Origin of the sequence: Halorhabdus sp. BNX81, from assembly GCF_029229925.1 — an archaeon.
Lineage (GTDB): Archaea > Halobacteriota > Halobacteria > Halobacteriales > Haloarculaceae > Halorhabdus.
The window spans coordinates 1,916,735-1,934,166 of record NZ_CP107254.1 but is presented as its reverse complement, the minus strand read 5'-3'; the positions used below and the strand labels follow the sequence as shown (position 1 = coordinate 1,934,166).

Genomic DNA, 17,432 nt, shown 5'->3' with positions numbered 1-17,432 from the left:
ACCCGGAGTTACCGAACCACTTCGTTGTCATTCCAAGGCAGCATCGAAGAGATCTTCATCGTCCAACTCAGCCGCAACTTCGTCGAGTTCGGACTTGAGATCGGCGATTTTCAGGGCACCTTCGTCAGTTTGCTCTTCTGGGGGCTGTTCGCCCCGGGATCGGGATTTCGCATAAAACCGCGAGAGCAATCTCTTGTATCGGGCTCTACGCTGGAGACGATCGACAGTCGAACAAAGCGTTTCTTCGTCGGCACCGCGAGTGAGAACCGCGTCAGCGGTCCCCGCACTCGGATCGTTGCTCTGGCCGAACTGGAGAATTTGAGCGTCCGGGACCCGATCGTTGATCATGGTCGCGAGATCGTCGATTGATAGCGACTCAACTGCCGGATCAATGATAACGACGGCGACTCGTTCGTCGAGGCTCGTCTTGGTTTCAGCCGGCGTCGTTGCAGTCCGTGTCGACCATCGATCCCGGAGCGGAGCGATCAACGACGACACTGCTTCGTCTGGGGCACTGACCAACACGGCCTGGGTCGGGGCCATCGTATCGACGAATTTCGACGGGACGAATAAAAATGAACGGCTTCCGTTCGCAGGGCCCCGGGGACTCAATCTTGTGACGCGCTAGAGGTCCGACTCAGCCCGAACAGTCGCATCGAACAACGGCGAAAGCGTCTCGAAGACGCGTTCAGGATGCCCGTGGGCGTCGATGTGGTAGTGGGCGGAGGCTCCTGCCTCGCTCACACGCGTGGTGAGCACGTGGAGAAACCGAGTCAGTGTCTCTTCGGAATCGAACTGCAACAGGTCCGTCAACGAATCGAGACAGACCACGACCGTTTCGTCACTATCGCTGTCGAGTTGGTTGGTGAGTTCCTTGCCGATCTGGCGGAGGTCGACGTCCTGCACTTCGACGATGTCGACGAGTGCGCCGTTTTGACCGCCGAACCCGTCGGCGGACATCGCGGCCGAACGGCCGCCGTGGGAGACATCGATGAAGGTCAGATCGGTCGTCATGGGGTTGATCGCGTTGCCCCACTCCGCCATCCGACTCCCGGGCGACGAGGCGACGGTGACGCCCACGATTCGGTCAGGTGCGCCGCGCCGCGTCAACAATTCCTCGCAGCACTCCTCTTTGGACGTGCTGATCTCGGGCGAGATACACAGGACGTTCGCTGCTTCTTGCGGTGGGCCGTCGGCGTCAGGGACATCAAAACTCACGCCAAGTCACACCCCTGGTGTGTAATGCTCAGTTGACTCATCTGTGTTGCCTGGTTCCGATTACAATATTAACAATTAAGTAAGTTACGGCAGAAACCGAGATATCGCGGCTTGGGTGATGATAGCACCCATTCGTGGAAAGGATCGTACTGCCGCTATCATACATTTAAAATTATCCTTATTTGTATTAAATATAGTTGTATTAGATCATTTTAGAAATATATTTTTATCAATGGAATAAATGCGTAAGTGGCTATGAGCCACTCAGACTCGGAGGAAACGAGCTTCCTGGCACAGCACCCGCGAATGATCGGCGTCCTGTTCATGCTCCTCGTTCTGCTAACGCAGATGGGGGCAGCTGCTGCTGTCCACAGCAGTGTTACTGTTGGGCCTTAAAACAGACGTTGTGACAGATCGGCACTCCAAGTGATGTTGTCTTCGTAAATCACTGGGAAATCGTCATTTTCTAGTAAAGACTTCAGCTCATGCTCACTCATGCGTATATCTTGTATTCTTGATGAGATTAAATTATGGCCTATATTGTTGACTCCATTGTTATGCCAGCTTCGAAATCCACCTATTGATATTTTTGCAACTGGATATCCCTGAATATCAACAACATACCGTTCGTCTTCTTGATTCACATCTTTGATTACAATCGGAGCACCAGATTGGTTCTCCACGATATTTGCGTGGCCATCCCCCACGATCATGTACCGCTTAGCTAATTGTTCATCCTTCTCCAAAAAGGATCGGGCAGTGGCGATTGAAAACCCTGTATTTAGCAAACGTGCAAGGTTTTTCCCGATCCGTGTCGCGGTCGGATTCGGAATATTCGCGAGGGTGACGATCCCGCCGACTGCACCGGCATCGACGAGCGCATGACCTTGTTCGTAGGACTGGCAGGCATTGAGTAGGAACCCGCTAAGATTGACTGACGACAGCGATCGGACGTCGAGATATCCGTCACTGCACTTGAATCCGTTGTCGTCGACGTGGCCGATATAGTGGAGAAAGTCAGTATCGCGCTGGAAGACATCGGCGAGTTCGCCCTGCGTGAGATCCGAGTGGATCGTGACGTCGAAGTCGATCCAGTCGCGCGTTCCGTAGACGTCCGAGACGGCGGTCTCGTCGCTCATCGCTTCCTCGTTGACGATAACGTCGACCCGAACCCGGTCGGACTCGACTGGTTCGTACTCCAGACGGCGGCGGAACATCTCGGGCGTCATCTTGGTGGCACCCAGCGGGATCCCGTCACCGACGAACGTGTGCATCAGGCTGTCAGTGGGATCCGGCCGGAAGACTCGTTCTGCCACCGTCGAGTCCTCTGACGTGGTCTTTGATCGCACGTCGGCAGCCCCGCGAAGCAATACCGGCCGGTCAGGCATCGTCGGACCGTCTCGGAAGAACGATTCGACATCCGGTGAGGCCTCAGAGAGGTCTTCCGGTTCGATATCGTCGTCTCCCGTCGCCCGAATCATGGCAAGGTCCGAAGCCAGGAACGGTAACACGGGAACGTTCTCGGGATCCGGCTGGACGTCAGCCGTCAGCTTCCACTCCGGTGTGGCAGGTTCGACGGCCTCGAAAGGAACCTCAAGGTACGCCTGCGTTCGCTCCGCAAGTGACAGGTCGTACAGTCGGTCGAGATCCAGATCGGTGTGTTCCTCGATCACCGACCGCTCGTGGAGATCAACGTTGTACAGCCCTTCCGTCCGGACCACGCAATCAAGCGTGAACACGTGCTTGAGGATCTTGGCAAGCCGCTGTTCGTAGCCGTCCGGCCCCACGAGCGGAACCGTCTGCCCGTCGATATGCAACTGTGCCTGTTCGCCGGGGACGAGTTCCGCATCGAGATAGTACGACAGCGGCGCGGCTGGCAAGATACGATCCCAGCGGGGTGGCAATTCGATCGACAGCGACGCCGGAGACAGCCGAGTACCACCAGGTGCGGAAAACTCCTCGCCGAACTCCACCAGCGGGGGATGACCGCGAAGCGTTGGAAACGACCGCTCCGGTGACGTGGTCTTCAGCGCACCACGGAACTGTGAAATCGCCTTCATGACGTCATGTGGGCTCTCTGTCGTCGTGATCGTCCGTGCGGGTTGTTCGTGATACGAACGGAGCCCGATCACCACGTCGGACTGTCCCGGCGTCGAAAATTCGACGAGATCACCCGTCGCATCGACGGTTGCAGGCCCGTCGATCCCGAGATAGAGTTTGAGCTGGACGGACGAAAACTCGACGACGTATCGTCCGTCGGGAAGTGACACCTGATCGCCCCCGGTACATTGCTCGACGAGATCGAACTCCCCGTTTCTGATCCAGACGCCGACGAGATACGGGGTTCGGATCACGTCGGTATCGACCGAGACTGCGCCGTCGACCGGAACCGGTAACGCGTCCTCGGGTGCGGGGTCCGTCTCGACGGGCTCGGGCGTCAGAAACGTAAACTGCCCGCCGTCGATCGGATCGACGACTTGGATACCTGCCGGTGCAACGAGGGGTTCGAACCGCGGTGTTGAGGACAGTGGCAGGGTTTCCATGGTGTCGTGATTCGTGACGATAGCGTCGCCGCTTACGTAGATAGACGACGACATCGGCAAAAAGCGTTCTGGAGGCCCTCCATCCGAACGCCGGTTGTAAAACGGTTACGTCGAGAAACTACCGGTAGAGTGCTACTTGTAGAGGCTTCGACCGGCGCTGCCCGAGACGTCCGCGAGGCCGGCATAGACTTCGGCGATCCGCTCGCGGACGTCGCGACCGCCGACGCGGGGATCGAAGCGGTCCTTGTTGGGCGACCAGTCGACGTCGTTGAAGAACGAATCCCGCTGGTCCTCGACGCCCTCCGGCGGGACGATGTCGTTCGGTTCCTCCCGGTAGAGGTCATAGAGCGTCCGCGTGTACTCGTACTGGTACCGGGTGTCCTTGTTGACCTTGCAGATCCCACGGTTCATGAAGTTAGACAGCTGATCGGGCTGCAGGCCGGACGAGCCGTGCAGGACCAGCGGCGTATCCAGGCCGTGATCCGAGAGGGCCTCCCGGATCTCCGTCGCGAGGTCGGGCTTGAGATCGAGGTCTTTTCCTTTGGCGACGCCGTGCTGGGTCCCCACCGAGATCGCCAGCAGGTCACAGCCCGTCCGATCGACGAACTCGACGGCCTGCTCGGGGTCCGTATAGAACGCCTCCTCGGCGACGATCTCGTCCTCGACGCCCTTGATCTGGCCGAGTTCGGCCTCGACGAGGATCTCCTCGTCGGCCTGCTCGGTCTTTTCGACGACCTTCTTCGAGCGGGCGACGTTCTCCTCGAAGTCCTCGTGGGAGGCGTCGATCATGATCGAGGAGGGGATGGCCGTCTCGACCTGCATGTCGATGAAGTCCATGTCCGTCTGGTGGTCCATGTTGAGGAAGACGCCGATGTCGTACTGCTCGGCGATGGTGTCGATATACGTCCCCATCGAGCGCAGGCCCGCCTCGGCGTCCCCGTTGCCCGCAAAGCGGCAGGCACCGGCGCTCATCTGGATGAGCAGGTCCGAATCGGCCTGGTCGGCTCCCTCCATGAGCCCCATCATCGTGTTCGGTTCCGCGACGTTACTCGCGACGAGTCCGAACCCTCCGTCGAGAGCCTCGTCGTACACGTTTCCGAGTTCGTCTCCGCCGTAAAACGGCATCAGTAGGTCACCGAGTCGTCGTTTCGGTGCCGTCGTAATAACGTATGCGGAATTTCCTGCCGACTGATTTTACTCGCGACCCCACTCGCTCACTCCCGGACGGTGACGCTCACGCTCGCATCGACCAGACGCGAACCTCGTCCATCGTCGCTTCGGGATCGAGTTCGTGGACGCTCGGCCCCTTGACGCTGACGAGTTGGGCCGAGGTCGCGACCCCGGCACGGAGCGCGCGTTCGTCGTCCCAGCCCTGCTCGTAGGCCCACAGCACGGCGGCGAACATCGAGTCACCGGCACCGATGGTGTCGACAACGTCGACGTCGAGCGGCGGCGCATACAGCGTCTCCTCGGGCGTGACCAGCACTGCCCCGTCGCCGCCCATCGACGCGATGACGCGCTCGTAGCCCCGCTCCTGAAGCTGGCGGGCCGCCTCCGCACAGTCGTCGATGGTCTCGACCTCGATCCCGGTCGCGGCCGTCAGTTCCTCGCGGTTGGGTTTGCAGTATTCGTACTCCCCGTCGAGTTCGATCATCAGTTCGCCGTGAACGTCGAGGGCCGTGTCCCAGTCGCCGGCCGACGCGATCCGATCGACGTCAGCAGCGTCCATCTCCGGCGGCAGGCTGCCGCCGATGTTGATCACCGAGGGCTCGTGATCCTGCAGCGTTTCGATCAGTTCGTCGACGGCGTCTCGGTCAGCCGACGGGCCGGACTGATTGATGTGGTACTCGCTTTCGGGCGTCAGCAGTGTCGTATTGATCCGGGTTTCGCCGTCGACCTCGACGAAATCGGTCGGTACGTCGTACTCGACGAGATCCTGCTCGATGAAGTAGCCGGTGAAGCCGCCGATGAAACCCGTTGCGACTGTTTCCGACCCCAAAGCGCGGACGAACTGTGATACGTTGATGCCGTTCCCGCCGGAGTTGAACTGTGCGTCTGTACTTCGCTGGACGGTATCGGCTTGAACCTCTTCGTCCATCTCGATCGTCTGATCGACCGCCGGATTCGGTGTGACTGTCAGTATCATGGTGATCTCCTCCGGGCCGTCGGCGTGCCGACAGTCCCGTTTTCCCTCTGAGCGTTGCACTACTCCGCCTTAAGAAGGTCGGTCTCGACGTACCGAGTGCGATTGCCGGCCCGCAAGCCGCCAGGGAGGCACTATCAGCCGTTCAAAGCTGTTCGAGAACGGCGTCGGTGAACTCCTCGGTGGAGGCGTCCCCACCGAGGTCAGGGGTCCGCGGTCCGTCTTCGAGCACGGTCTCGACGGCGTTGCGGACACGCTGGCCGTCCTCGTCGTAGCCGAAGTACTCGAGCATCATGGCGGCCGAGAGGATCATCGCCGACGGGTTGGCAACGCCCTCACCGGCGATGTCGGGGGCCGAGCCATGGACGGGTTCGAACAGCGCGTTGTCCTCGCCGACGTTGGCGCTTGGCAGCATGCCGAGCCCGCCGACGAGGCCCGCTGCGAGGTCCGAGAGCACGTCGCCGGCGAGGTTCGGCGTTACGATCACGTCGTAATCCTCGGGGTGTAAAACGAGGTGCATCGCCAGCGCGTCGATTAGCGCCTCGTCGTACTCGACGTCCATCTCCTCGGCAACCTCCGCGGCGGTGTCGACGAACAGCCCGTCGGTCTTTCGCATCACGTTGGCCTTGTGGGCGACAGTGATCCGGTCGGCGTCGTGCTCGTCGGCGTACTCGAAGCCGTACTCGGCGATCTTCCGGGACGCATCCTCGGTGATGAGTCGCGTCAACGTTGCGACGTCATCGGTAAGGTCGGATTCGAAGCCGGCGTAGACGCCCTGGGTATTTTCCCGGACGAAAACCAGATCGGTCTCGGGCTTGACGGCGTCGACACCCGGGTACGCGCGAGCCGGGCGGATGTTGGCGAAGGACTCGACGTCCTGGCGGAGCGGGAGGATGATGTCGGCCGCGAGTTCCCCCGCGGCACCGAACAGCGTCGCGTCGGCCTCCCGGGCGAGTTCCCGCGTCTCCTCGGGCAGGGGCGTGCCCTCGCGCTCGTAGACGGCATTGCCCGCGCGACCCTCGACGAACTCGAAGTCCCGATCGAGTGCCTCAAGCACGTCGATGGCTGCAGGGAGCACTTCCTGACCGATGCCGTCGCCCGGAATGGCGGCGATCTGTTTCGTCATGGCGGTAGATCCCACAGGCGGGGAAAAGAGGGTATCGATATGCCTGAGCGATAGGTCGAAGACGGCGTGTCCCAACGGGAGGGCGAACGCGTCGGCTCCCGGCTACTGAACGTCAGCCAGTTCGTCGGCGATACCCGTATACGATGCCGGCGTCAACGCTTCGAGTTCGTCCCTGACAGCCGGATCGACATCGAGATCCGCAAACAACGCCTCGAAGTCTGCCATCTTGATCGACTCACCGCGCGTGTGTTCTTTGACGCGCTCGTAGGCGTCAGTGTAGCCCTCTCGTCGGAGAATCGTCTGGACGGCCTCGCCGATGACGGCGGGGGTTGCCTCGAGATCCTCACGCATGACGGCCTCGTTCGGGACGACCTTTCCGAGTCCCCGCTGAAGTTTTTCGTAGCCGATCAGACAGTGAGCGAGCGCGCCGCCGATGTTGCGCTTGACCGTCGAGTCGGAGAGGTCACGCTGGAGTCGGGAGTTGGTGACGTACCCCGCCAGAAAGTCCAGATCGCTGTTGGCCTTCGAGAGGTTGCCCTCGCTGTTCTCGAAGTCGATCGGGTTGACCTTGTGTGGCATCGTCGAGGAACCGGTCTCACCGTCGACGGATCGCTGGCCGAGATAGCGATCCGAGACGTACAGCCAGGCGTCGAGGTCGAGGTCAAGCAAGATCCGGTTCGCGCCCTGGAGTGCGCCGAACAGCGTCGCGAGATCATCGCACGGGTTGACCTGCGTCGTGAGTGGTTCGTGGTCGAGGCCGAGCGAGTCGACGAACCCCAGCGCGAAGGCCGGCCAGTCGACGTCGGGGTAGGCCGCGTGGTGAGCGGCGTAGGTCCCCGACGCGCCGGCGAGTTTCCCGGAGAGCCCATCCGTCGCCCACTGGATTCGCCCGAGTGCGCGGCCGAGTCGCGAGGCGTAGACGGCCATCTCCTTGCCGAAGGTCGTCGGCGTGGCCGGCTGGCCGTGGGTCCGGGCGAGCATCGGCGTGTCCCGATAGGTCTGGGCAAGTTCGACCAGGGCGTCCCGGACGTCCCGCAGGGCAGGCAGGAGGACGTCCTCGACAGCAGGCTTCACCAGGATTCGCTGGGCCAGGTTGTTGACGTCCTCGCTGGTGAGCCCGAAGTGCAGCCACTGTTCGGCGTCGAGATCGGCGGGCAGTCGCTCCCGGAGGAAGTACTCGACGGCCTTGACGTCGTGGTTGGTCGCGTCGTACGTCTCGGTCCCTTCGGTTTCGATCTGTTTGACCAGTGCGGCGTCCTCGTCGTCGAAGTCCTCGTAGACGGCCCGAAGTGTCGCGCGCTGGTCGTCGTCGATTTCGAGGGGCGTCGCGTCGAGGTCGGCGAGCGCGAGCAGGTACTCGACTTCCACACGAACGCGGGCGCGGATCAGTCCCGATTCGCTGGCGTAGGGCACCAGCGGGTCGGTGTAGCGGGCGTAACGGCCATCGAGCGGCGAGACCGCCGACAGCGGATCGCGATCAGTCATGTCCGTGGCTGGGTGGAGGCGGCGAAAAAACTTGCCGGTCGGCCGGCAGCGACCGAACCGTGATTAGCTGTTCGCGCGGTGCTGGCCGTGCATGACACCGACGACGAACACGACGACGGCGAAGACGAGCATCGACGGCAGTACCATCATCAGCGTCGTCTCGGCCGTCATCCCGATCGGTGCCACGATCAGTCCACCAGTGCCTGCGGCGATAACTGCGAGGATGATCCCCACAGCCACCGGCAAGGAGAGTTCACCATCCATAGGGGATACTCGGACTCAACCATCAAAAGGTCAGGGCTGTGGGCGCGAAGTTTCGAGCCGTGGGCCGGCCGTCACCGGGAATCGTTTTCGGTGGCGTTCCGAGATCCCCAGATGCGTTTGTCCGCGACCAGTTCGACGGTGAGATCGGCCTCGACGGTCACCTGACAGGACAGTCGTGGATAGCCAAACCGGGCTGCCAGCCGATCGTGCCAGTGCTTCGGCGGCGGCCCATCACGCAACCGCACGCCACAGGTCGCACAGAGCCCACGGCCGCCGCAGTTCGCTGACGCTGTCAGCCGTGTGTACGGCGAGAATCCCTGTTCGAGGAGCACGTCACGAAGTGTCCGGCCGCGCGTGACTGATACCTCGGTCCGAGTCTCGCCGTCAAAGACAGTCACAGTCACTGTGTCGTATTCTCCTGTTTCGGCCGTCGATTCGTCACTCATCAGCAGTGTCTGGTGGGATGGACATCGGTACCTGTTTCCACGTGGTCAGTTCCGCCGCGCGATTGGTCGACGTGGCCCCAAAACTCGACAGCAAACATGCTCATAGGGAGGACCTGGATCACCAAACGCGTTTGGCTCGTTGCTGTGTTGCCCATGTCGCTGCAGTAGCGGACCACGAGTACGACAGCTATCCCTCTGATCGTGGTCGTCAGGTCCTGTTCGGGGCGTCACGACAACCCGTCAGGCCACGACTGAGAACGACAGCTTGAAATTCAGTGTGTTCATTCGTTTAGATGCCGCAGCCAATCGCACACGCGACCGCTCGGTTCCGGTTTGGCACGTGTTGGTGCTGGCAAACGCACCTGAGTGACCGCCGGTGTGACCATACCGAGACATGGTCGTTCAGGCTATCGTGGTGGGGTGGCAGAGCGGCCCATTGCGCCGGTCTTGAAAACCGGTGGCGCAAGCCTCCTGGGTTCAAATCCCAGCCCCACCGCTTCTGCGCGAACGAACGTGAGCGCTGAGTGGTGCAACTGGATTTGAAGCCGACAAGTCGCAGCCCGCGCAACGAAGTGAGCAGGACCGTCTTGGCTCGGTTCAAATCCCAGCCCCACCGCTTGTTCCAAGAGGAATAGCGCCCAATACCGTTATTTTGGGTAGTTTCGGGTCCCATATCCCTGGCGTTCACAACCACTGACCTTGATGAACGGTGATAAGACCAGAGCACGATAGCTTCGGAGCTAATTGGGCCTGTTTTGCCCGTGCGGGAAACACCTGTTTCACTTTCACCGCGGTAGGCTGGCCTTTACAAACGTCCACTCAGTTACATACCTATATGGCATTAACCGTTCGATGCGTAAACGTCGATAGCAACCCAAGAGATTGCCGAGATATTGAAACAATTGGCTTTGACGCTGAAGATGGGGGAATTGCTACCCGCACACCTGCGCAGGTTTATGACCTCATTGAAAAAGAGGGATACAACGTAGTAGTTGAACATAACGGAACACGGACGGATGTTAATGCTGTGAAACGTGGGACAACAAAGTATGTCCGTAGCGAACCGAATGACACCAAGGACGACAACTTACTGAAACAGCCGAGTTGCTGAACGGTAGCGCAGTTGATCTCATTCTTATCGAGGGATAGTGTTCAGATAAAGATCTGAAAAGATGGAAACCACTCTGAAAGCCCTCTCCAGTTTCGGTCCCGCGACTTGTTGCGCGCTTCGGGCGCTACGCGCCCTGCAGTGCTTACTTCGTCGGGGTTCCCGAAACTGGCTCGCCCTTTCATTCCGCCAGGGTCCGGCTGGTTAGCCGGCAAAAGTATCTCTTTGATCGGTGCTAATCTGACACCGCTATAGTCCCGGGGCAAATGAGGATTGGCTTGATCACGCGACGACCCAAGAGAGATTTTCGATTCGATGAGCCACCATGCGGTTGGATGACTCACCGACGTATCAACTTGCAAGGCACTGTCTGCTACAATGCTGATGTGATAATCCGCAGGGAGAACCCTGCAACGAAAAATATCGCACCCATAGTAACCAGCATGGTGTCTCTGGCCATCTCTCGTTTCAAGATGTCATAGCGTTCTTCCTTTTCCAACCCTTCAACTGCAATCCGATAGGGACCCTTGATTGAGTAGCCTGCCAAGGTTGCACCGTAAAGAATGAACGTCATCCCTAAGACACCAATCGGTAAGTCACTCACAAAATTATCTATTAGAAGATACGTAACCAAAATCACTCCTCCGTTCCGATAGAATAGGGTGCCAGCACGGTCGTTAAAACTTTCTGCCATGAGGCTCTTGATTTCCTCAATTTCCTCATCATTCCAGTCTTTAAAATCCCTGAATTCGCTAGCAATGGTCATTCTAACGGGGATTCGATACAATTGCAGTCTGATTTGTTGAACATCCATGTACTCAATTGGCCGCCGACTATTCAAATAGATTCTTACAGAGATCCATTGTCACAAAAGCGAATCAAATATACTGAATACCAGCCAGATAGTGACAGTAGATTTAATATTTCCAGACTTTTTAAATTCATCCATGATTGATTGGAGCACGGCAATTCCGACAGCCCTTGGTGGGGCCGTCAGTGGTGTCATCGGACTGATTGCCGTAGGGTATCAGAATCAGAACCAGCGTAAAAGAGAGGTTGAACAATGGTACAGTCGAGTAGAAAGGCTGGCCCAACGAATACAGCGGGTGAATTACGGAGACTGGACTGGTCCAAAGCCAAAAATCGCTCAAAAAACCTGTGCGGGCGTCCATGCTGAGTTAGCCCAGCATTTAGCCGATGCACCCCCTGCAGTTGATGAATCACTATTAGATCTGTGTGAAACGCTCATCGCAGAGTGTCAGCAGGTCAAGATGGTTCGCCCACCAGTAAATACCGAAGATATTGATCCGGACGAAACAAAAAATCGAGTTAGGAAAGCGGCAGAAAAAGCTCAACAAGTAGAACAGAGCGCTAAAGAGAAACGAGGAGATTTGGGGCTATTTTAACGCATCCATTCCGAAGCATCTCGCCAGTCTTCTACTGGCGCGGCGTCATACTTGACCGTGGACCGAATAGATCAGTGGCGCAACTGGGCTTAAGCGACAGCCTGACTTTCCTCTCACGCCATGTCGGTGACAACAGAGTGATGAAGACTGTACCACGTAAGCGAGCGGTCCTTCGTATCTAAATTAGCAACCTCGGCAAATCTTGCAAGCAACCGCGTGAGAGAGGAGAAGGTGTAGGGGTTGCTTTGGCGAGTAAGCCAGGAGGCATCTGCATCCTTGTACTTATCGTACAATTGATGTAAAACTGACCAGTTCTGTAGTAGTTCCGAAGTTGCGCGTCGTAGTGAGACTTTTCAATTGTTCCGATTCTTCGAGGATTGTTCTTTGAGTGTGCGGAGTACCGCGTTCATAGTATCAGTCTAATGATTGATAGTGTGACTAACCTTGGGTCGAAGGCCACAATTCACCGAAACACAAACCATGCTGGCCACTTGTAACCATCAGCGGTCTCGAAGCAGCGGGCCGCACATTGGATACAGGCTCAAGACGATGCGGCCATCCCCAAGTTCGTGATTTACGGTAGTGGTGACAGAGCGTCCATTGCGCCGGTCTTGAAAGCCAGTGGCGTAAGCCTCCTGGGTTCAAATCGTGATCGACGTTTGCCTCGCAGTACTTGTCAAACTCCTAGCCATAACGCTTTCCGATTGACGGGGCCGGTATGCATTTCCATCGGTGCCTCATGCGTCCGGTATGGATGCTCAGGTCAGGGACCACGCATCCCAGCACGACGCGATCGCCGACCTCCCGCTGGTCACGGAATCCGCCCGCGTGACGCGGGTCACGAAGATGGATCAGGACCGGCGGCCGGAAGTCACACAGGCGATCAATCGCTGGGTCGCCGAGGCCGCTCCGGAATACAGCCCGATCGGGGGGCCGGCCGACTGGGACGGCCTGCACGAACGACTTCTCGCCGACGGACATCAGTCCGTGGCCAGACGTGTGGCGACGCTGGCTGAGCGCTACGATCGGCCGAAGCCGATGCTCGCTCGCGTCGAGTTGGTTACTGAGTCCGATGTCGATTTCGTCGCCGGTCAGTACATCGGACTCCGTTACGATGGAACGTCACGGGCGTACTCGCTAGCGAGTTCACCCACGCGTGACACCCTCGAAATCTGCGTGCGGCGGGTACCGGGCGGGCGGCTCTCACCCCGGATCTGTGACGATATCGCCGTCGGCGACGAGGTGACCGTCCGCGGACCCTATGGGGAACTCGTTCTGGCTGATACCTCATCACGGGATATGGTCTTTCTCGCGACGGGTACCGGCGTGGCCCCGTTCAAGAGCATGATCGACTATCTGTTCGAGAGTGGTCGCGACGAGTACCAGGGGAAACAACGCGACGTCTGGCTGTTCCTCGGCGCGGCGTGGGCCGACGACCTGCCGTACCGGACGGCCTTCCGGGAGCTGGCCCGCGAACGCGAGAACTTCCACTTCGTGCCCTGTCTTAGCCGGGAACCGTACCTGAGTGACTGGGACGGCGAGACGGATTACGTCCAGCAGGCCCTGCTCAAACACATCGACGAGACGACAGTCGCGACGCCGATTGGGGCACCCCTCGACAAACGGCTCGAAGATGGCCCTGGATCGGGGGAGCTACCGTCGATCGATCCCGCCAACGTGGACGTCTACGCCTGTGGCATCAACGCGATGGTGTACAGTCTCGTCGCGGCGATCGAACGACTGGGGGTCCCGGCGAACCGGATCGAATCTGAGGGGTTCGGGTGAGCGTCGACGCCGCCGGTCGGACAGGCCGACGCTGATACGACATAAACGCCTAACCCGGTTGCAGCCCTCCATGTGGACATGACCGAATACACGACAGTGTCGATCCCGAAAGAACTCGCAGATCGCGTCGAACACACGATCGAGGGGACGAGTTTCTCCTCGACGAGCGACCTCGTCAGATTCCTACTTCGGAGTATCGTGATCCAGCACCAGCGCACGGACGAACTCACCGAGGCGGAATTCGAGGAGATAACCAGCCAGCTACAGGACCTCGGGTATCTGGAATAGTCACTCTCCAAAGCGCTCTTCGGGCGGTTCGGCATCGAGCAGCCGAAGCTCGCGTGGTGTACTGTCCCGATCGAAGACGGCGATTGCATCCCGATCCCACGGCGGCACCGCTACGAATACCACTGCGTGAAAGTCATCGGCCTGGGTGAGTTCGAGCCGCCCGTCGGGGTGAGAGACGAACCGGCCCTGAGTCTGGCCCGCGGGTGTCCCCAGATCGACGCCGAAGACGAAGTTCAGGGAACTGCCGGCGTCCGGGAGATACAGGTGGGTGAACACGGGTGTCTCGGCGGGTAGATCGAGCGCCCCGAAGTCGCCGGCGGGCGTCACTGACACCGAGATCGTGACTGGATCGGGCGCACGCTCCGCTGCTTGCTCCAACAGGACGTCGATCAGCCCCTCGGTTGCGTAGATCGGGTCGGCGTCCGGATTCATCCGAAGATGAAGTCCTTCGCGGCGTCGACATACAGCGCCGGGGTTCGCCGCCGCGCTCCGTCGATCGCGTCGGCGAGTGCATCACTCGCCTCCGTGACGACGGGGTCGCCGTGGCCGACGAGGATCCGTTCGGGACTGAACTCCCGGAGCCGGCGGGGCGGTCTGAGCCGCAACATGGGATGGACGCCGATGCGTTCGTCGCCTGTCCGGAAGTACGACGCCGTCCCGACTGCTTCGGGGATCACGAGCGTCCCTTCGTCTTCGTCGTACAGCGCCGCTTCCTGCCAGAAACGCGAGTCTTTGATCGGATAGACGGTGTAGGTGTCCGCCAGTGTCGTCCCGAAGCGCTCGACCGGCGCCGTCATCTCCGTCGCGACGCCGTCCATCCATTCGGGGACGTACACCGGGACGTCGTGTCGGAGCGCGATCGCATCGGCGTCCCGCTTGTGGCGGTCGAGGAGCACAACGACGCCCGCAACGTCGCCGAGATCGGCGAGGTGATCGTCCAGCCCGTCGGCATCGACGGGATCGACGAGCCACACCGCATCGTCCACGAAGAGTGCGTGGCTCGCACGTTGCATCGACTCCTCGGGGTGGGCAATCCAGGTCGTCCCGCCCGCCCAGCCGTCGTCCGGATCGAAGATCGCTTGCCCCGTGGCCTTCAATGGCATATATACCCGTACGGGCTCTGCGCGTATAAATCGTCAGTCCGCGGACAATCGTGCCGAGCGAGCGTTTCTCCGGCCATTGCACGCAACGTCGGTCGTCACGGCAGCCGACCATTCATTCCAGTCGATCGGTGTCGATCTCGACGCCGGGCGGCGAAACGACGAGGAACCCACGAAAGTGCATCAGACTGCCGCCACTGTCCTGGATCCTCCGGGCAAAGCCGGCCGCCCGTTCGTTGACGTCCCCCTCGACATTCAATACCAGCACTGCACCGTCGTCGACGAGACTGATCCACTCCTCGTCCGGAGTCGTCCCGTCGAGAACGCCGAGGACGATACGACCGTGAGGTGACTCGTCGTCCTCGTCGGGCAACTGCGATTCGACAGCTCCCAAGTCAAGATCGAATTCGCCCATGTGCATCTGTGGGTGAGGGGATGATAAAAATCCACGCGCTCCGATAGATTCCGTCTGACTCGTCCCCGAAATGGGGCCCCATGAAAGCATGGGGTGGACGATCCGGGCGGTCCGATCTCGACATTTGTTGGTCACAAACCGGCCGCTACTGACATAATGATCAAAAATCGAAATTTCACTCATGGCGCTGCCGTGAGACAGCGATTCGCTCTATGCGCGGACGACGTTCGTCGCGCGCGGGCCTTTGGGGGCCTGCTCGATATCGAACTCGATGTCCGCTCCTTCTTCGAGGTCCGGGCCGCCAACGTCCTCCATGTGGAAGAATACGTCATCCTCGGTGTCCTCAGTCGTAATGAAACCGTAACCGCCAGTGTCGTGGAAGAAATCCACTTTTCCGTGTACCATTGCAAACAAATGTTCACCTGGCATGGGGATAACCCTTCCGAGAGTGACGATACCACGAGTCCCTTCCAAAATCGATGTACCGCTCACCGACGGGCCACTCGCCAGGTCGTCGCGTTCGAGTAGGCCCACCGCTCGACGTCGAGTTCGTCCGCCTCGTCGCTGAGATCGGCAAACAGCTGTCCGATCTCTCGGGTCCCGAGTTCGAGATCGCGGGCGACGAACTTGCTCTTGAGATAGCACTCCCCATCGGCCGTTTGCTCGCGGAGGTACTCCCTGAATCGTTGCCGCTTCGTGTCCGTTGTGGCCGTCATCGGGCACCCTCCCTGACGGTGGGATGCTCAATCGATCCGGCAAGCCACCCATTCGAGGGATTGTGGTGCTGGCCGACGAGGAGACAGACCACGTTTGCGCCGAGGACGATCGCGACGACGTCGGCAGATGCCGGGACGACGGCGAGCAGCGGCATGCCGATCAGCGGAAGCGTGATCGCGCCCCAGAACCCGATCGCCAGTACCCCACGCCGGAGCGTCGATTCGATGTCACCGGTTCGGGCGTCGGAATGGAGACCAATCCAGGCCATATCGATACCAACGGACGGTACCTTTCAAAACCTCACGGACGGTCAAAGCGTTCTTTGAGCGTCGGCGAGCGCCTATACCGGGTCGTCAGGCTCGTTCTGTTCGGCCATCCGTTCGGCCTCGCGGGCGTATCGCTCCTGTTCGTCCCCGTCGACGGGTTCAAGCCGATCGGGCTCGATCTCGATTGCAGCTGTCACCTGTTCTTTCATGAGTAGCGCCGTCGATCGCTGCTGCGTGACGGCTCGGGACCCGTCGGGCGTGGCGTAGACGAGTGTCACCAGGTCCTCGTCGTAGAAGTCCCGTTCGACGAGCCAGCACTGGACGGTCTCTTCGGCCATGGAAGATTGTTAGACGGGTGGCGGGTTGTATCCACCGACCGATAGCTGCCACTTCGATGTCGGCCTACCGGCCAGTGATTTCTTGTAACCGGATCACGAAGCGACACTGATGGCTGACTGGAGTGATCGCGTCGAGGAGTTGCTCTACGAGGGTGAAACCGTGAGCGCACGCGTCGCCGCCGGTGACGCCCACGTTGTCGTCACGACTCACCGCGTGCTGGCGTTCACCCCGCAGATGGACGGCGAGAACTTCCGGCAGGTCGAGCGGCCCAACGTCACCGACGTCGCCGTCAGGTCCGACGGCGAGACGCGCTTTCTGCTGGCGGGACTCAGGGCGGGTCTGTTCGGTGTCGTCCTGCTTGGCGTCGGGTTGCTTGTCGACTTCGGGGCGCTGATGGGCGACATCGATCTCACGGACACCGGCAGTACCGGCCAACTCGGCATCGGCGGCATTCTCGGGATGGTCCAGGGGATGATCTCGATCATCTACAGCCTCGACGACTATATGGTCATGATCGGCGCGCTGTTGCTGCTGGCCGGGCTAGTCCCGATCGCTGTCTACCTTTACTCCCGGGAAACCCGCCTGGTGCTGGAGATCGCCGGCGGCGAGGACCTCCCGATCGCGGCCTCGACTGAGGACGCCGGGGAAACCGTTGGGCGGCTTCGGGACGCAATCTTCCCGGACGGCGTCTCCTCGGCAAGTGACGATCGACGATCGCTCGATCCGCTGGATCGTCTCGGGTGACCGGTGATCGATCCTCCCCCGATCGAGGGGGGAGGACGC

At 59.8% G+C, this 17,432-nt stretch carries 22 protein-coding genes and 1 tRNA gene; 7 read left to right on the top strand and 16 right to left on the bottom strand.

Annotated elements, in window-relative coordinates; translation table 11 throughout:
* The first annotated feature begins 24 nt into the window (after positions 1-24).
* Positions 25-369, top strand: coding sequence for a hypothetical protein (locus HBNXHr_RS09715; RefSeq protein ID WP_275881976.1), 345 nt, complete (start codon positions 25-27; stop codon positions 367-369).
* A 255-nt stretch (positions 370-624) separates the two neighbouring features.
* Here the strand turns inward: HBNXHr_RS09715 and HBNXHr_RS09710 are convergent, their stop codons facing one another.
* The 8 genes from HBNXHr_RS09710 to HBNXHr_RS09675 form a co-directional block, all read right to left on the bottom strand.
* The gene (locus tag HBNXHr_RS09710; RefSeq protein WP_275737027.1) at positions 625-1,218 is read right to left on the bottom strand and encodes a hypothetical protein; all 594 of its coding nucleotides are present in this window, start codon (positions 1,216-1,218) and stop codon (positions 625-627) included.
* Between the two features lie 392 nt (positions 1,219-1,610).
* Entirely contained in the window at positions 1,611-3,815 is a 2,205-nt protein-coding gene (locus HBNXHr_RS09705) for a hypothetical protein (protein WP_275881975.1), read from the bottom strand.
* Positions 3,816-3,893: 78 nt separating this feature from the next.
* On the bottom strand, positions 3,894-4,886 hold the full coding sequence (fba, locus tag HBNXHr_RS09700; protein WP_275881974.1) for a class II fructose-bisphosphate aldolase: 993 nt from the start codon (positions 4,884-4,886) through the stop codon (positions 3,894-3,896).
* Positions 4,887-4,995: 109 nt separating this feature from the next.
* Positions 4,996-5,907, bottom strand: a complete 912-nt coding sequence (pfkB, locus tag HBNXHr_RS09695; protein WP_275881973.1) for a 1-phosphofructokinase — start codon at positions 5,905-5,907, stop codon at positions 4,996-4,998.
* A 142-nt stretch (positions 5,908-6,049) separates the two neighbouring features.
* A complete protein-coding gene (locus tag HBNXHr_RS09690) occupies positions 6,050-7,030 on the bottom strand; it encodes an isocitrate/isopropylmalate dehydrogenase family protein (RefSeq protein ID WP_275881972.1) in 981 nt (326 codons plus the stop codon).
* A gap of 102 nt (positions 7,031-7,132) precedes the next feature.
* Positions 7,133-8,515 (bottom strand): adenylosuccinate lyase, encoded by a 1,383-nt coding sequence (gene purB, locus HBNXHr_RS09685; protein WP_275881971.1) that lies wholly within the window; start codon positions 8,513-8,515, stop codon positions 7,133-7,135.
* A gap of 63 nt (positions 8,516-8,578) precedes the next feature.
* Positions 8,579-8,779, bottom strand: coding sequence for a hypothetical protein (locus tag HBNXHr_RS09680; RefSeq protein WP_275881970.1), 201 nt, complete (start codon positions 8,777-8,779; stop codon positions 8,579-8,581).
* Positions 8,780-8,850: 71 nt separating this feature from the next.
* Positions 8,851-9,225, bottom strand: a complete 375-nt coding sequence (locus HBNXHr_RS09675; protein ID WP_275881969.1) for a 2Fe-2S iron-sulfur cluster-binding protein — start codon at positions 9,223-9,225, stop codon at positions 8,851-8,853.
* Positions 9,226-9,639: 414 nt separating this feature from the next.
* Here HBNXHr_RS09675 and HBNXHr_RS09670 point away from each other — a divergent pair.
* Together HBNXHr_RS09670 and HBNXHr_RS09665 are read left to right on the top strand one after the other, a co-directional pair.
* Positions 9,640-9,721: transfer RNA gene (locus tag HBNXHr_RS09670), tRNA-Ser, on the top strand.
* A 339-nt stretch (positions 9,722-10,060) separates the two neighbouring features.
* Positions 10,061-10,336, top strand: coding sequence for a DUF3892 domain-containing protein (locus tag HBNXHr_RS09665; protein WP_275881968.1), 276 nt, complete (start codon positions 10,061-10,063; stop codon positions 10,334-10,336).
* 370 nt (positions 10,337-10,706) lie between these two features.
* Here HBNXHr_RS09665 and HBNXHr_RS09660 read toward each other — a convergent pair whose 3' ends face one another.
* On the bottom strand, positions 10,707-11,147 hold the full coding sequence (locus HBNXHr_RS09660) for a hypothetical protein (protein ID WP_275881967.1): 441 nt from the start codon (positions 11,145-11,147) through the stop codon (positions 10,707-10,709).
* 133 nt (positions 11,148-11,280) lie between these two features.
* On the opposite strand from HBNXHr_RS09660, the gene HBNXHr_RS09655 reads away from it, so the two are divergent.
* From HBNXHr_RS09655 to HBNXHr_RS09645, 3 genes are all read left to right on the top strand, one after another.
* Positions 11,281-11,739, top strand: coding sequence for a hypothetical protein (locus HBNXHr_RS09655; RefSeq protein ID WP_275881966.1), 459 nt, complete (start codon positions 11,281-11,283; stop codon positions 11,737-11,739).
* Positions 11,740-12,489: 750 nt separating this feature from the next.
* Complete coding sequence (locus HBNXHr_RS09650; protein ID WP_275881965.1) at positions 12,490-13,524, top strand: FAD-binding oxidoreductase; 1,035 nt, start codon at positions 12,490-12,492, stop codon at positions 13,522-13,524.
* Positions 13,525-13,602: 78 nt separating this feature from the next.
* The gene (locus HBNXHr_RS09645) at positions 13,603-13,812 is read left to right on the top strand and encodes a ribbon-helix-helix domain-containing protein (RefSeq protein ID WP_275737019.1); all 210 of its coding nucleotides are present in this window, start codon (positions 13,603-13,605) and stop codon (positions 13,810-13,812) included.
* Here the strand turns inward: HBNXHr_RS09645 and HBNXHr_RS09640 are convergent, their stop codons facing one another.
* The 7 genes from HBNXHr_RS09640 to HBNXHr_RS09610 all read right to left on the bottom strand — a co-directional run bounded on the left by HBNXHr_RS09640 (position 13,813) and on the right by HBNXHr_RS09610 (position 16,648).
* Positions 13,813-14,244 carry a hypothetical protein gene (locus HBNXHr_RS09640; RefSeq protein ID WP_275737018.1) on the bottom strand — a complete coding sequence of 144 codons (432 nt, stop codon included), beginning with the start codon at positions 14,242-14,244 and terminating at the stop codon, positions 13,813-13,815.
* Positions 14,241-14,915: a hypothetical protein gene (locus HBNXHr_RS09635; protein WP_275881964.1), complete on the bottom strand. Its 675-nt coding sequence runs from the start codon at positions 14,913-14,915 to the stop codon at positions 14,241-14,243. Before HBNXHr_RS09635 ends, HBNXHr_RS09640 begins: the two co-directional genes overlap by 4 nt.
* Positions 14,916-15,027: 112 nt before the next feature.
* The gene (locus HBNXHr_RS09630; RefSeq protein ID WP_275737016.1) at positions 15,028-15,327 is read right to left on the bottom strand and encodes a DUF5779 family protein; all 300 of its coding nucleotides are present in this window, start codon (positions 15,325-15,327) and stop codon (positions 15,028-15,030) included.
* 210 nt (positions 15,328-15,537) lie between these two features.
* Complete coding sequence (locus tag HBNXHr_RS09625) at positions 15,538-15,732, bottom strand: cold shock domain-containing protein (protein WP_275737015.1); 195 nt, start codon at positions 15,730-15,732, stop codon at positions 15,538-15,540.
* A gap of 83 nt (positions 15,733-15,815) precedes the next feature.
* Positions 15,816-16,043, bottom strand: a complete 228-nt coding sequence (locus HBNXHr_RS09620; protein WP_275737014.1) for a hypothetical protein — start codon at positions 16,041-16,043, stop codon at positions 15,816-15,818.
* Complete coding sequence (locus HBNXHr_RS09615) at positions 16,040-16,312, bottom strand: hypothetical protein (protein WP_275881963.1); 273 nt, start codon at positions 16,310-16,312, stop codon at positions 16,040-16,042. The genes HBNXHr_RS09620 and HBNXHr_RS09615 overlap by 4 nt, the downstream gene beginning before the upstream one ends.
* A gap of 72 nt (positions 16,313-16,384) precedes the next feature.
* Entirely contained in the window at positions 16,385-16,648 is a 264-nt protein-coding gene (locus tag HBNXHr_RS09610) for a hypothetical protein (RefSeq protein ID WP_275737012.1), read from the bottom strand.
* A gap of 109 nt (positions 16,649-16,757) precedes the next feature.
* Here HBNXHr_RS09610 and HBNXHr_RS09605 point away from each other — a divergent pair, with 109 nt between their 5' ends.
* A complete protein-coding gene (locus HBNXHr_RS09605; RefSeq protein WP_275881962.1) occupies positions 16,758-17,393 on the top strand; it encodes a hypothetical protein in 636 nt (211 codons plus the stop codon).
* Positions 17,394-17,432: the final 39 nt, after the last annotated feature.